At 66.0% G+C, this 12,250-nt stretch carries 16 protein-coding genes; 8 read left to right on the top strand and 8 right to left on the bottom strand.

What is annotated here, in order from left to right; all coding sequences use genetic code 11:
• Positions 1 to 67: 67 nt before the first annotated feature.
• Positions 68 to 364, bottom strand: coding sequence for a winged helix-turn-helix domain-containing protein (locus BV210_RS20220; RefSeq protein WP_077205857.1), 297 nt, complete (start codon positions 362 to 364; stop codon positions 68 to 70).
• A 189-nt stretch (positions 365 to 553) separates the two neighbouring features.
• Between BV210_RS20220 and BV210_RS06530 the strand changes: the two genes are divergently transcribed.
• Positions 554 to 1,972, top strand: a complete 1,419-nt coding sequence (locus BV210_RS06530; RefSeq protein WP_084802584.1) for a cytochrome P450 — start codon at positions 554 to 556, stop codon at positions 1,970 to 1,972.
• Here the strand turns inward: BV210_RS06530 and BV210_RS06525 are convergent, their stop codons facing one another.
• Genes BV210_RS06525 through BV210_RS06515 form a run of 3 tightly spaced genes read right to left on the bottom strand, consistent with a single transcriptional unit; the run spans position 1,973 to position 4,134 of the window.
• The gene (locus BV210_RS06525) at positions 1,973 to 2,284 is read right to left on the bottom strand and encodes a hypothetical protein (RefSeq protein ID WP_077205856.1); all 312 of its coding nucleotides are present in this window, start codon (positions 2,282 to 2,284) and stop codon (positions 1,973 to 1,975) included. It lies immediately after the preceding gene.
• A gap of 54 nt (positions 2,285 to 2,338) precedes the next feature.
• Positions 2,339 to 3,205, bottom strand: coding sequence for an ABC transporter permease (locus BV210_RS06520; protein ID WP_084802583.1), 867 nt, complete (start codon positions 3,203 to 3,205; stop codon positions 2,339 to 2,341).
• Entirely contained in the window at positions 3,202 to 4,134 is a 933-nt protein-coding gene (locus BV210_RS06515; RefSeq protein ID WP_077205855.1) for an ABC transporter ATP-binding protein, read from the bottom strand. Before BV210_RS06515 ends, BV210_RS06520 begins: the two co-directional genes overlap by 4 nt.
• A 330-nt stretch (positions 4,135 to 4,464) precedes the next feature.
• On the opposite strand from BV210_RS06515, the gene BV210_RS06510 reads away from it, so the two are divergent.
• The 3 genes from BV210_RS06510 to BV210_RS06500 are packed head-to-tail and all read left to right on the top strand — an operon-like array spanning position 4,465 to position 6,819.
• On the top strand, positions 4,465 to 5,127 hold the full coding sequence (locus BV210_RS06510; protein ID WP_157525888.1) for a hypothetical protein: 663 nt from the start codon (positions 4,465 to 4,467) through the stop codon (positions 5,125 to 5,127).
• A complete protein-coding gene (locus BV210_RS06505) occupies positions 5,117 to 6,361 on the top strand; it encodes a DUF3488 domain-containing protein (protein WP_077205853.1) in 1,245 nt (414 codons plus the stop codon). The genes BV210_RS06510 and BV210_RS06505 overlap by 11 nt, the downstream gene beginning before the upstream one ends.
• Positions 6,361 to 6,819 carry a DUF6114 domain-containing protein gene (locus BV210_RS06500; RefSeq protein WP_077205852.1) on the top strand — a complete coding sequence of 153 codons (459 nt, stop codon included), beginning with the start codon at positions 6,361 to 6,363 and terminating at the stop codon, positions 6,817 to 6,819. The genes BV210_RS06505 and BV210_RS06500 overlap by 1 nt, the downstream gene beginning before the upstream one ends.
• 1 nt (position 6,820) lies before the next feature.
• Here BV210_RS06500 and sepF read toward each other — a convergent pair whose 3' ends face one another.
• Positions 6,821 to 7,174, bottom strand: a complete 354-nt coding sequence (sepF, locus tag BV210_RS06495) for a cell division protein SepF (protein ID WP_077205851.1) — start codon at positions 7,172 to 7,174, stop codon at positions 6,821 to 6,823.
• A gap of 144 nt (positions 7,175 to 7,318) precedes the next feature.
• Positions 7,319 to 7,813 (bottom strand): RNA-binding protein, encoded by a 495-nt coding sequence (locus BV210_RS06490; RefSeq protein ID WP_077205850.1) that lies wholly within the window; start codon positions 7,811 to 7,813, stop codon positions 7,319 to 7,321.
• A gap of 208 nt (positions 7,814 to 8,021) precedes the next feature.
• Here BV210_RS06490 and BV210_RS06485 point away from each other — a divergent pair, with 208 nt between their 5' ends.
• The 3 genes from BV210_RS06485 to BV210_RS06475 all read left to right on the top strand — a co-directional run bounded on the left by BV210_RS06485 (position 8,022) and on the right by BV210_RS06475 (position 9,941).
• Positions 8,022 to 8,222: a hypothetical protein gene (locus BV210_RS06485; protein ID WP_077205849.1), complete on the top strand. Its 201-nt coding sequence runs from the start codon at positions 8,022 to 8,024 to the stop codon at positions 8,220 to 8,222.
• A gap of 66 nt (positions 8,223 to 8,288) precedes the next feature.
• Positions 8,289 to 8,591: a hypothetical protein gene (locus BV210_RS06480; protein WP_077205848.1), complete on the top strand. Its 303-nt coding sequence runs from the start codon at positions 8,289 to 8,291 to the stop codon at positions 8,589 to 8,591.
• Between the two features lie 45 nt (positions 8,592 to 8,636).
• Entirely contained in the window at positions 8,637 to 9,941 is a 1,305-nt protein-coding gene (locus BV210_RS06475) for a ribonuclease R family protein (RefSeq protein ID WP_077205847.1), read from the top strand.
• Here BV210_RS06475 and BV210_RS06470 read toward each other — a convergent pair.
• Entirely contained in the window at positions 9,938 to 10,807 is an 870-nt protein-coding gene (locus BV210_RS06470; protein WP_077205846.1) for a UbiA family prenyltransferase, read from the bottom strand. The genes BV210_RS06475 and BV210_RS06470 overlap by 4 nt on opposite strands.
• Positions 10,808 to 10,982: 175 nt before the next feature.
• On the opposite strand from BV210_RS06470, the gene BV210_RS06465 reads away from it, so the two are divergent.
• Positions 10,983 to 11,837 (top strand): methyltransferase domain-containing protein, encoded by an 855-nt coding sequence (locus BV210_RS06465; protein WP_077205845.1) that lies wholly within the window; start codon positions 10,983 to 10,985, stop codon positions 11,835 to 11,837.
• A 6-nt stretch (positions 11,838 to 11,843) separates the two neighbouring features.
• On the opposite strand, the gene BV210_RS06460 is transcribed toward BV210_RS06465, so the two are convergent.
• Entirely contained in the window at positions 11,844 to 12,236 is a 393-nt protein-coding gene (locus BV210_RS06460; protein ID WP_077205844.1) for a DUF5611 family protein, read from the bottom strand.
• Positions 12,237 to 12,250: the final 14 nt, after the last annotated feature.

Below are 12,250 nucleotides of genomic sequence, written 5' to 3'. Positions count from 1 at the left end.
TCCTTCTTTAAAGAATTATGCCATCCTCAGTGGAACTGAAACCGGTTATAAATTATCTCAGGAAGGACTACCAACGAGGAAGTGCTTTCTGGGGAGATGGAGTAGATAGATTCGTAGCGTCAAGATCACCTTCTAAGTACCGCTGTCCTTTTCCCGTGATCTCGTAGTGCTCTTTCTCTTCCGTCAGTGGTTCAACTAGCTCCACGTCTGCGAGCATCTGACAGCGCTCACGGACCCGTCCAATGGAGGCGAACAGGGAGACTTTCTGGGCGATATAGCCAGGTGCGGACCAGCCTTCAGACCGGAGGATTTCGAGGATTCGTTCATCGAGCGGGACCATCCACTTCGCAGGGCTGCGTGTCATCTATCAATCGACCTGTTAACCGTTGATTCCGACTACCTCAGGGGTATCAGCGAACTCGCCATTGTCGGCAGAATTCCCTTTGTTGATGTCCCGCGCTCTTTCGGCGTCGTATTTGCTGTCAAGGGGCTTATATGAACCGCGGACCAGCGAACCCCGAACTTAACTCCCCAGCCGTTCACAGTTGGGGGCATGGCATCCGATGCCGATCAGGGGGAGCGGCCGGCCGGTGGAACCGACGGCGCGACGACACCGGAGCAGGGGGCCGACGGGTCCCTGCCGCCGTATCCGCCCAACTGCGGGCCGCCGAAGTTGCACTTCGTCCACCAGATGCGGAGTCCGCTGGCGTTCGCCGAGCAGGCGCTGGCGACCCGAGACGTGGTTCGACTCAACGAACTGGGTGGCGGTGACATCTTCGGGCTCGGACACCCGGACCACGCCAAGCGAGTTCTGCTCACCGAGCGCGAGAAGTTTCGCAAGACCGAGGACTTCCGGATCGCCTTCGGCGAGGGCCTCCTGACCGTCGAGGGCGAGGAGTGGGGTCGCCAGCGGGACGTGTTACAGCCGCTGTTCACGCGCGATAGCGTGATGGGTTACGCCGACGGGATGGTCGAGACGATCCGGCGGCGGATCGACCGCTGGGCAGACGGCGACCGACTGGAGCTGCAGGCGGAGTTCACGGACCTGGCGCTGGACGTGCTGTTCGCGACGGTGCTGGGTCGGGAACTCGCCCTCGACGGGGACGAGGTGATCCGCCGGAGCGCCGAGGACCTCCACGGCTGGTTCGAGCCGACCTCCTACTTCTTGCCGGAGTGGGTACCCACACCCGCCCGGCGACGGTTCCGGGCGGCCAAGGAGACCATTCGTGCGGAAGCGGACCGGTTGCTCGACGCGAAGCGAGGGAACGCACCGACCGACCCCGCCGAGGCCGAGGACCTGCTCTCGCTGCTGGTGGGGTTGCGCGAGGCGGGGGTCGCCGATTCGGCGATGCTGACCGACGAACGGCTGCGCGACCAGATGGTGACGATGATCTTCGCCGGCCACGACACGACGACCACGACGCTCACCTTCAGTTTCTGGGCGCTGGCGAACAACCCCGAGATCCGCGAGCGGTTCCACGCGGAGGTCGACGCGCTCGACGGCCCGCCCACACTCGACGACCTGGACGCCCTCGAGGTGACCGAGCGCGTCGTCACGGAGACGCTCCGGCTCTATCCGCCGGTCCACTCGTTGCCCCGCGAGACGACGACCGACGTGACGTTCGATGGGTACCGGATCCCGGCCGACGAGATGGTGTTGCTCGCCCTGCGGCACATCCATCGGGACTCGCGCTTTTTCGACGACCCGGAGACGTTCCGCCCCTCGCGGTGGGACGGCGACCTCCGGTCGGAGCTCCACGACTTCGCGTACGCGCCGTTCGGCGGCGGGCCGCGCATCTGCATCGGCCGGCAGTTCGCCCTGCTGGAGGCGCAACTGGCGCTGGCGACTATCGGCAGGCAGTACGACCTCCACTGGCTCGGCGAGAACGACGCCCACGGTGAACCCCCGGTCTCGCCGGAGATGACCCTCCGGATGGAACCGGGACAGGAGTTCCTCGTGACCGAGCGCTGATTACTGCCGCTCGAATCGGTGCATGACGATCGCCGAGTCGTCGTCCCATTCGAAGTCGTCGTGGACGCGTTCGAGAATCTGTTTGTACTGCTCGAGATCGCGTGCTCCTTCGGCCTGTGCGTCCGCGTCGGTCATGTCGCCGAGCGTCCGGTCCTCGACGGCGACGACCTCGAAGGTCGTGCCCTCGATCTCGAAGGTGTCGCCCGTTTCGGCGTACTGTTGGCCGCGGTGGATCTGGGTGACCTCGCCGTCGAGGGCCTGGCTCTGCATCCGGTCGCTGGGGAGCAGCGTGTCGGGTTCGAGTTCGGACACACAGGAGAGAGGGGCCGGTGAGTCAAAACGGTTCAGCTTCCGGGACCGGGCCGTTCAGTCGACCAGGCCGTAGCCACGCCGGAACAGTTCCACGTCGAGGGCGACGACCGCGAGGGTCAGCGCCGAGAGGACGGCAAGCGACTCGTTGGGCGGGAGTTCGGCCGCCCCGAAGAAGCCGTAGCGCACGCCGTTGACCATGTACACCATCGGGTTGAACAGCGAGACGGTGTAGGCGATCCCCTCCAGCGCGTCCAGCGAGTAGAAGACGCCGCCGAAGAAGACCAGCGGGCGGAGGATGAACTGGTTCAGTACCGTGAGGTAGTCGAAGTCCCGCGCCCACAGCCCGCCGACGACGCCGAAACTCGCGAACAGCAAACAGATCACGAGCATGAACGCCACCAGATACAGCGGGCGCGCGACCGGCACGCTGGTAAAGAGCAGGCCGATCAGTCCGATGATGATTCCGACGACGAGCCCGCGGAGCGCCGACGAGAGGATGTAGGCGAGCACCATCGAGTGGTAGGGCAGCGGCGAAGTCAGCACCTCGTGGATGTACTCGTTCCAGCGGCCGTGGAAGATGGAAAAGGAGGAGTTCTCGAAGGCGTTCGAGATGGCTCCCAGCACGATCAGGCCGGGGAGGATGAAGGCGATGTACTCGATCTCCCGGCCATCGAGGACGAACGAGTCGATCCGGCCCCCGAGGATGACGCCGAACACCGAGAAGTAGAGCACGTTCGTGATCGCCGGCGGGAGGAAGGTGTTCCGCGGGCGGCGGACGAACCGCAACACCTCGCGGTGGAACAGCGTCCGGAAGCCGGTGGGGAGCAGGCGGTCGAGCACGCTCCCGCCGCCCGTCTCAGCGGACTGATCTCCCGCGTAGCCGCCGTCGCTCGCCACGCCGACGCCGTCGTCCCCGTTCATGCTTCGACCTCGCTCTCCGTGCGGGTCACGTCGACGAACACCTCTTCCAGCGAGGCCCGCTCGATGTCGACCTCGGTGACGGTGTACCCCGCCGCCTCCAGCCGGCGGAGCAGGTCGGGGACGACAGAACTCCCACGGGCGGCCGTGACCACGAGGTCGCCGTCCTCGATCCGGGCGTCGTGCACGTCAGGCACGTCGAGTTCGGGTGCGGTCGCCGGGACCGAACGGAGCCCGATCTCGATGCGGTCGGTCCCCCGGTCCATCAGTTCGCCCGGTGTGGCCTCCTCGACTTTCCGCCCCTCGTCCATGATAGCCACGCGGTCACAGAGGCGCTCGGCCTCCTCGATGTAATGGGTGGTCAGCAGGATGGTGGTCCCGCTGTCGTTCATGCGGTTGATGACCTCCCAGAGGTCACGACGCAACTGCACGTCGACCCCGGCGGTCGGTTCGTCGAGGATGAGGAGATCGGGATCGGAGACCAGCGCTCGCGCGAGCATGAACCGGCGCTTCATCCCGCCCGACAGCCAGTCGAAGCGCGTGTCGCGTTTCTCGTAGATGCCGACGGTCTTGAGTGCCTCCTCGGCCCGGCGGGTGGCCTCGCCCGGCGGGACGCCGTGGTAGCCGGCCTTGTGCTCCAGCACTTCCTGTATGGGGAAGAACCGATCCACGTTGTACTCCTGGGGGGCCAGTCCGATGGCGTCGCGGGCCTGCTGGTACTCCTCGGCCACGTCGTGGCCGAACACGGCCGCCTCGCCGTCGGTCCGGTTGGCCAGGCCGACGAGGATGTTGATGAACGTGGTCTTGCCCGCGCCGTTGGGGCCGAGCAGACCGAAAAACTCCCCGGACTCGACCGAGAGGTCGAGGCCGTCCAGTGCCCGAACGTTCTCGTACTCCTTTCGGAGATTTCGGGCGCGAATAGCGAGCGTCATTGTCCACTGTCAGCGGGGCTGGCCGGGTAAGCCCCACGTTTTCCGGTCGTCGTCCGGACCGTCCGCTCGCTGGCGATCGGCAACCACTTCGCAGGGAAATTCACCTGTGCGGCCGGAACATTGATATGACTCGGTAGACATTGGGTGACCAAGAGACCGAACCGAGTCAGCACCGGCCACACTGCTGGGCCGTCGCGTTGCTGGCCACCAGGGGGGACGGCACCAGATCGGCAGCGCGCACAGCCTGTGTGCTGGCGGACGCGACGACGGATGATCCCGTCGACGACCAGGGGATGGTCGGGGGGCTCGTTCGGTCCGGACGGTTGAACAATGTACGATACCAAACGGCTAGCCAGCGGCGTTGGCGTGTTGCTTACGTTGTGGGCCTTGGTCGGGCTGTTGATATTCAGTACGGGGGTGGGCGTCTCGGTGCCGCTGAGTAGCTCCGGGGGGTTCAACGTATCGGCCGACTACCTGACGGCATCCGAGGCGACCGTCGTTCCCGCGAAGACGAGCATCGTCACGCCGTCGGTCCTGTTCGAGGTAGAGCGTAGCTACATCCGCGATATGAACTTACAGAAGACGTTGAACGTAAGCGACGTCCCGGGACTCTCGGGACGGTTACAGGTCCAGATCCGGAGCGAGGAGGCGACGGCACGCGGCGTCGCGTTCAAGACCGACCGGATCACCGCCCAGACTGCGACCTGGCGCGGGTTCGTCCTCGACGAACGGACGGGACCGGAGATCTACGACCGCTTCTACGCCTACGCCGGTCCCAACCCGAACCAGGCACCGAACACGGACGATACGCTCCAGATCGAGGGCAGCGACGCAGGTGCGACCAGACCGGGCGACGGCGACCAGGCCTTCGAGTTGCGCGGGGCGAAGATAACGACCTCGACGCTCTCGGCGGATCAGATCCAGCTCTCGGATATGTCCCTGCGAGTGCGGTACGACTACAACAACGACGGTGAGTTCGAATATGGTGCGTGAGGATACGACCGGCGGTCAGGGAGAAGCGACCGACAGTGACCCGCCGTCCGGAGACTCGGGCGGGCTTCGGGCCCGGTTCGATCGGTGGACTGCGGGCAGACCGACGCTCGGTGCGACGTTGCTGGCGCTCGGGAGCGCCGTCCTCGCATGGCGCGTCCTGGCCCAGTTGTCGTCGGTGCCGCTCGGCCGCATCACGCCGGTGGGATTCGCCGGCGGGACCGCGCCCTTCGTCGCCGTCGTCATCGGGTTGTTCGCCCTCGCCCGACCGGATAGAGCCCGGACCGCCGCCGGTCTCGGGTTCGGGCTGGTCGCGTTCACGTTCGCCGGCCTCCTGCTCTCGGGCGTCCCCTTCAGCCACCCGGAACTGGTGTTTCTGGGGTTCGTGATCGGTGGCGTCGGCGCGGTGATCTGTCTCGCCTGGGACCGCGACAGCACCGTTCGCATCGAGCGCGGTCCGGTGTTCCGTACCGGCCGTGCCGCGCTGGTCTGTGGGCTCGTCCTGGCGCTCGCCTTCACGGCCGCGCCGGCCGTCTCGGGTGACACGTTCCCGGAGCAGTCCGACGAGATCGACGGGTTCATCGTCAGTCAGGCGACGCTCGACGCCGGCATGTACAGCTACCAGACCGACTGTGACACCGATCCCAGCTTCGCCATCGGCGGCGAGGACTGTCTCAACATCACCGTCGACAGCACGAGTCAGGAACACATCGACCGGGCCGCGCGACAGCAACTCGACAGCACGAGCGTCGCCGACGTCGAGATCAACGACTTCCTGATCTACGAGAACCTCTACACCGACCTGCGTGGCGGCAAGAACGTCTACTTCGAGCTGACTGCCTCACAGGCCGTCGCGTCGAGTGAGACCGACAACGGCCGCGCAATCGACGTGTACATCTCGGAGTTCCGTTCGGAACACCTGGAGGCCCGACTGGACCTGATCGAGTTCCCCGGGACGCCAGGAATCAAGGCCGACACCATCGACTACTGGAGCTGTACGCCGCACAACGACAGCGGATTCGGGACGATCAACGACATCCGCCTCGGGCTGGACACCAACCCGCGACTGACCAACGGTCGGGACGTGTCGCTGCTGGCCCACCAGCTCGGCAGCTCCGAGACGGTACTGACCGACTTCAAGCTCAAGATCGGGGCCGAACTGGGTAACAACAGCGGCGTCCGCGAGCCGATCCCGGCCGACGCGGACCCGACCACCGCGCCCGACAACTGCCTGTGATGCCCGACGGCTCGGAACTCGATGGCTCCGACGGCGTTTTCACCGCCGCGGACGAGGACACCGACGTGGAGACGATCACGTTCGCCGAGTGGCGTCGTGCCCGGCCGTTCGGTGGCGCGCTCTTGCTCGTCGTCGGCGGGTTGCTCGTCGCCTGGCCGTCGCTCCAGGTCGTGTTGAGTACGCGACCGTTCGATTCGTATCCGACGGCCAGCCTCGGGACCGTCGTCGGCGCAGGCATCGTCTTCGTCGGCGTGGCGGTGCTGTTGCGACCCGAGCGAGCACGGATACTCGGCGTCGCGGGACTCGTCCTCGCGTCGCTGTCCTTCCTGATCGCCTTCGGCGGCTACCTGATCGGGATGCTCGTCGCGAGCGCCGGCGGCATTCTCTGTTTCGCCTGGCGACCGACGCCGGAGTACGAACGCCTGATTCTGGACGACGAGAGCGAAGAAGAGACGTAGCTCAGCGACCGAGTTTCTCGCGGCTGATCTTCACGCCGCGGGGCGTGATGATGATCTGATCCTCGTCTTTCTGGACGATGTCGCCGCCGACGCCGCGGGCGACCTGCTGGAGTTCGTCGGTGATCTGCTCCATCGTGCGGTCCTGGGTCGTGTGCCGCGTGATGTCGGCGACGACGATATCCCCGGCGTACACCGCGTCCTTGATGTCGATGACGTCCTGCTTCTCGCTGATCTTGGCGATGTGCATCTGCGTGTCGGCCTGTGCCTCCGGCGCCTGGACGCCGTCGAGTTCGACGTAGTCGTCGGTACGACGCGTCGACCCCGACTCACCCAGGAGTTTGTTCATGAAGCCCATACCCTCGAAAGTGACTCCCAAAAGTATAGGGTTTTCGTCAGACACATCTACGCGAGCTTGCATTTCCGGCCGTCTGGGCCGTTAAACCGTGGAAACAGTGGTTCCGTGCGTCGGTCGCGTGTCAGACGGAGCGGGGCCCGCAACTCAGACTGAGAACTCGTACAGGTCGTCCCCGACGTGGTGGATGCTGTCGACAACTTTGCCCTCGTCGCCGGCCATGTCGTCGCCGTCGGTTCGGGCGCGGCCGACCGCCAGCACCTTCCCGTGGTTCTCCTCGGCGATGGCGATCAGGTCGCCGGCCTCGATACTGGAATCGGCCTCGGTGATCCCCGGGCGCATCACGTCCGCGCCGTCGCTGACGAACGAGATGGCGCCCGCGTCGACGGTGACGACGTTGCGTTCGGGCGGATACTCGTTCGCGCCCCGCACAGTCAGGAACGGTTCCTGCTCGCCGCTCTCGTCCTCGATGTAGACGACTGCGGGTTCGTCGTCGACCAGTACGAGGTCGTAGTCGGTCCCCTCGAGTTCGACCTTCTCGTGGGTGTCGGCGTCCATCGTGACGCCGAGTTTCGCCGCCAGCGCCGACTCCAGATCGTCCACCGCGTCGGCGCGGAGGTGGTGCCGTGATTTCACCTGCATACCCGACACGTCGCCCGCTCACGGCATAAATCGCCCGCTCTCCACCCCACTGTTATCACGTGTGATATTGGATCACAAAGCCTTTTATTTGTATTCGAATTAGATGAAACTGGATGGCACGCTGGTCGCAACCGAGTGATGTCGAGCGAGGGCGGATCGAGCGGGGCGGAGCGTCGGCCAGTTGCCGTATCATCGAGGTGAGCCAGGAATGAGCGTCGTAGACAGAGCCGCCGAGACCGAGGAGGGCCAGTTCGACCAGCTACCGGAGTTCGAGTTGGAGTGTATGTACGACGACTGGGACGACCCGACGGAAGTGACGATCTTCTCGACCGCCGACGGGGACAGCCTCTATTCGGCCTGGCTCACAGCGGATCGGGACCTCGCCGTATCGCTCGCCGACCTCCGGTGACGGCGATCCGGGATCTATCTCGCCGTCTCGAAAAGGGCTAAGTACGCACCGACCGAACCCAAGTTCATGTGGGGTTCCCGGCGGAACCGGGACGGCGCACAGGTCACCTGCATCGCCTGTGGGGAGTCGGTCGCCCGTAGCGACGCGCGCGAGTACGACAAACACGGCGACCGCTGGAACCGCGAGGACAAGGAATTCGAGTACCTCTGTAAACACTGTTATCGGGACCTCTGTCACCAGCCCCGGGACGGGCTGGAGTCGCTGCTCGTCGAGAGTCGGGCCGGCCACACCGACCGCGAGGAGTTCGTCGCGACGTTCTACGACCTGCTGGCCGAGGGCGGGGACTCCCCGGAGGGACGGGAGTCGTAGCCGGGTGGCGACACGACTAACTACCGGGTCCACTTACCGGACGCCATGAGCGACCAGGCAGAGGCCGGGACCGCGGAAGGCCAGGGCCCCGTCGAGATCGACGAGGAGATGGCCCGCCACCTCGCCAACAAGCGCGAGGAACTGTTCGAGAAGTTCGACATCCGCGACGACTTCCCGCCTGCCGTCCGCCAGGAGGCGGACGAACTGACCGACGACGTACAGAGCGAGGTCGAGTCGGAACTCGACGACCGCGAGGACCTCCGGGAGCTAACCACCTGGACGACCGACCCCGTCGACGCACAGGACTTCGACGACGCCATCTCCATCGACGTGCGCGAGGACGAGATCGTCCTCTGGGTCCACATCGCCGACGTGACCCACTACGTCAACCCCGAGACCGAGATGTGGTCGGAGGCTCTCAAACGAGCCAACACCGTCTACCTGCCTGCCTACACGGTCCACATGCTCCCGCCGATCCTCGCCGAGACCGTCTGCTCGCTGGTCCCCCACGAGGACCGCCTGGCCCACACCGTCGAGATGCATCTGGATCCCGAGACGCTCTCCTACGAGACCATCGACATCTACAAGTCCGTCATCCGCAGCGACGCCCGGCTCACCTACGCCCAGGCCGAGTCACTGCTGGACGACCCCGAGAGCGCAGACGACCTGCTGGAAGACCCCGAGGTCGACCTCGCGACCAAGTGCGAACAGGTCTGGGACCTCGCCGACCGCCTCCACGAACAGCGCAAGGAAGACGGATCGCTGGTGCTCAACCCCCGCCGGGACCGGGCCCACACCATCATCGAGGAGTGCATGCTGAAGGCCAACAAGGCCGTCACGCACACCCTCCAGTGGGACCGGGGTCTGGAAGCGATGTACCGCGTCCACCCACAGCCCACGCCCGACCAGTGGAACGAGGCCCTCCAGGAGATTCAGGATCTGGACGGCGTCTCCGTGTCGGCCAGCCACGAGGACCCCCGCAAAGCCGTCAACGAGACGCTGGAGGAAGCGCCCGAGCGCCAGCTCAACCAGATTCAACGGGCCGTGATGAAGGTCATGCCCCGCGCGAAGTACATGAGCGACCCCTTCGGCGGCCACCACGCCCTGAACTTCGAGATCTACGGCCACTTCACCAGCCCCATCCGGCGGCTCTCGGACCTCGTCAACCACTGGATCGTCTACACCGACGAGGTGCCCGCCGACCTCGGCGACCTCTGTTCGCACGCCTCCGACAAGCAGAAAGACGGCGAGCAGGCCGAACGCGAGTACCGCAAGTTCCTCGAAGAAGTGGGACTGGACCCCGCCGCGGTCAACAATCGTGGGGTCGAAGTGGTCGACGAAGACGACTAACCGAGCCACCCGACGGCGTCCAGTACGACCACGAGTGCGGCGAGGAAGACGTGCTCGCCGTCGATCACGAATCCGTAGAACAGCGGCCCGCGGTCGGGCGTCGCCAGCGGCACGTAACAGCCGACGTAGGCGTTGAACGCGAGGAGGACGAGGAACCGGGCCGGGAGCAGACCGGACCAGACCAGGGCGACGACCGCCCCCGCGGCCCCGAGGTTCGTCAGCTGGGCGACCCGTCGGGTCGTCGCCGGGCCGAACAGGACTGGAACGGTCCGAATCCCCTCGCGCCGGTCGCCCGCGACGTCCTTGACGTCGAAGACGACCGCGGCGGTCGTCAGCATGACCGCCACGTAGCCCGCGAAGGCGACGAGCGGGGGCCGTATCGTCCCGAAGTAGACGCCGACGCCCAGCGGGACGATCCCCCACGAGACGCCGACGAGCAGGTTCTTCACGAGGAAGATCCGCTTCAGCCGGCCCAGCGAGTACAGCCCCGCGACCGCTGCCGGGAGCCAGAGGAAGGACGCGCCCGGCAGGTCGCGGGCGAACGCCAGCCCGACGGTCCCGAGATACAGGACTGTGCCGACGGCGGCCAGCGGGCGACCGTACCGGCGGGTGAACGCCGCCCGGCCCGGGAGGTTTCGCTCGTCCTCCGCGAGGTCGGTGAGCCGGTTGCAGCCGTAGACGAACAGCGTCGCCGCGAAGACGATGCCGACCGGCAGGGGTGCGATGGGGTAGTCACAGAGCAGGCTGGCGGTCACGGCGACGCTCGCGGCCGCGACCGCGATGAGGACGTTGCTGTGGACCGCGACGGTAATGGCGCGGCTGACCGCCATCCGCACCCGACCGGTGGTGAGGGTGTCGTGCGTCATCGTCGCCGAGCGAACGGCGTCGCCTGCACTCGCGGACGTAGGTCCGTCGCGCCCAAACCCTTGCAGCCGAACTCGTTCGGCACGCTTTCGGAGCGACCGTCTGGTTGACGACCGGTAATTTACTGAATTGTCGGGTCGAAAATTAGTTATCCGGGGACCAGAGTGGACAGTTTGCATGGGGACGAGCCACAGGGGGGTGACGCGGATCGAGGAGTACTACACGGAGAGCCGGTTCGACTACAGGTTGCTCTGGGCGCTGGAGGACAGCCACGGGCTCCACGCGGGGTATCACGACGGGAGCGACCGGTCACACGCCGAGGCGGTCGAGCACATGAATCGGGAACTGGCCGAGCGGGCGGGGATCGGGCCGGACGATCACGTCCTCGACTGCGGCTGTGGCGTCGGCGGGAGCAGCGTCTGGCTGGCGGCCGAGCGGGGCGCGACGGTCACGGGCGTCGACCTCGTCCCCCTCCAGCTCCGGGCGGCCCGGAACCTGGCCGCCGAGCAGGGGGTCGAAGACCGCGCCACGTTCGCGCGGGCCGACTTCACGGACATGCCAGTGCCCGACGACTCGGTCGACGTGGTCTGGGGGATCGAGGCGATCTGTCACGCCGAGGACAAAGCCGAGTTCGTCGCGGAGGCCGCGCGCGTCCTCCGTCCGGGCGGGCGGCTGATCGTCGCCGACGGGTTCCGCGCGGTCGAGTCGATGACGCCCGACGAGCGCGAGTCGATGCGCGCCTGGCTCGACGGCTGGGCGGTACCGAATCTGGCGACTCTCGACGGGTTCGGTGCGGAACTCGCCGATGCCGGATTCACGGCCGTCGAGACCGCCGACGAGACCGAGCAGGTGTTACCGTCCTCGCGGCGACTCTACTGGGCCAGCCGCCTCCTCCGGCCGTTCGGCCGCGTCGCGCGGGCGGTCGGCCTGCGCAGCGAGACCCAGGCGGACAATCGCCGTGCTGCGCGCTACCAGCACGAGACGCTCACGGACGGACTGTGGCGGTACGGTATCGTCTCTGCGAAACGATAGAACCAGTCAGACGTTGTCGGGGGTTTCGGCGTCGTCTTCGACCGAGCGTTTCATCGAGTCACGGCGGCTCTTGGCGTCTCGACCCGTACACTCCTCGAGGAAGTCGTTTTTCGCGTCGACGGCGTCGGCCGCGGCGTCGGCCTTGCCCTCCGCGATGACGTCCTCGGCGGGGCGTTCCACGAAGTCGACGCCCAGTTTGTCCTTCTTCCCGTCGTACTCGACGGTGCCGGCGGTGATACGGTCGAAGACCGGGTTGTCCGGGTCCTCGACGACGTATAGGTCACTGCCCTTGTACTCCTCGGTGCCGGACACGTCGCCGAAGAAGTCCTCGATCTTGGCCTTCATATCCGGTACTCGCTCTTCGAGGTGTTCGCCCCGACGCATCTTGTACTCCCGCATGGGGCAACGTTTGG

Origin of the sequence: Halorientalis sp. IM1011, from assembly GCF_001989615.1 — an archaeon.
Taxonomy (GTDB): Archaea; Halobacteriota; Halobacteria; order Halobacteriales; family Haloarculaceae; genus Halorientalis.
This window is presented reverse-complemented; position numbering and strand designations above follow the sequence as displayed.

What these genes read in the sequence shown, in the direction of transcription:
- BV210_RS20220 (WP_077205857.1), bottom strand. Translation starts at nt 364, where the DNA reads ATGACACGCAGCCCTGCGAAGTGGATGGTCCCGCTCGATGAACGAATC.
- BV210_RS06530 (WP_084802584.1), top strand. Translation starts at nt 554, where the DNA reads ATGGCATCCGATGCCGATCAGGGGGAGCGGCCGGCCGGTGGAACCGAC.
- BV210_RS06520 (WP_084802583.1), bottom strand. Translation starts at nt 3,205, where the DNA reads ATGAACGGGGACGACGGCGTCGGCGTGGCGAGCGACGGCGGCTACGCG.
- BV210_RS06515 (WP_077205855.1), bottom strand. Translation starts at nt 4,134, where the DNA reads ATGACGCTCGCTATTCGCGCCCGAAATCTCCGAAAGGAGTACGAGAAC.
- BV210_RS06510 (WP_157525888.1), top strand. Translation starts at nt 4,465, where the DNA reads ATGTACGATACCAAACGGCTAGCCAGCGGCGTTGGCGTGTTGCTTACG.
- BV210_RS06505 (WP_077205853.1), top strand. Translation starts at nt 5,117, where the DNA reads ATGGTGCGTGAGGATACGACCGGCGGTCAGGGAGAAGCGACCGACAGT.
- BV210_RS06500 (WP_077205852.1), top strand. Translation starts at nt 6,361, where the DNA reads ATGCCCGACGGCTCGGAACTCGATGGCTCCGACGGCGTTTTCACCGCC.
- sepF (WP_077205851.1), bottom strand. Translation starts at nt 7,174, where the DNA reads ATGGGCTTCATGAACAAACTCCTGGGTGAGTCGGGGTCGACGCGTCGT.
- BV210_RS06490 (WP_077205850.1), bottom strand. Translation starts at nt 7,813, where the DNA reads ATGCAGGTGAAATCACGGCACCACCTCCGCGCCGACGCGGTGGACGAT.
- BV210_RS06485 (WP_077205849.1), top strand. Translation starts at nt 8,022, where the DNA reads ATGAGCGTCGTAGACAGAGCCGCCGAGACCGAGGAGGGCCAGTTCGAC.
- BV210_RS06480 (WP_077205848.1), top strand. Translation starts at nt 8,289, where the DNA reads ATGTGGGGTTCCCGGCGGAACCGGGACGGCGCACAGGTCACCTGCATC.
- BV210_RS06475 (WP_077205847.1), top strand. Translation starts at nt 8,637, where the DNA reads ATGAGCGACCAGGCAGAGGCCGGGACCGCGGAAGGCCAGGGCCCCGTC.
- BV210_RS06470 (WP_077205846.1), bottom strand. Translation starts at nt 10,807, where the DNA reads ATGACGCACGACACCCTCACCACCGGTCGGGTGCGGATGGCGGTCAGC.
- BV210_RS06465 (WP_077205845.1), top strand. Translation starts at nt 10,983, where the DNA reads ATGGGGACGAGCCACAGGGGGGTGACGCGGATCGAGGAGTACTACACG.
- BV210_RS06460 (WP_077205844.1), bottom strand. Translation starts at nt 12,236, where the DNA reads ATGCGGGAGTACAAGATGCGTCGGGGCGAACACCTCGAAGAGCGAGTA.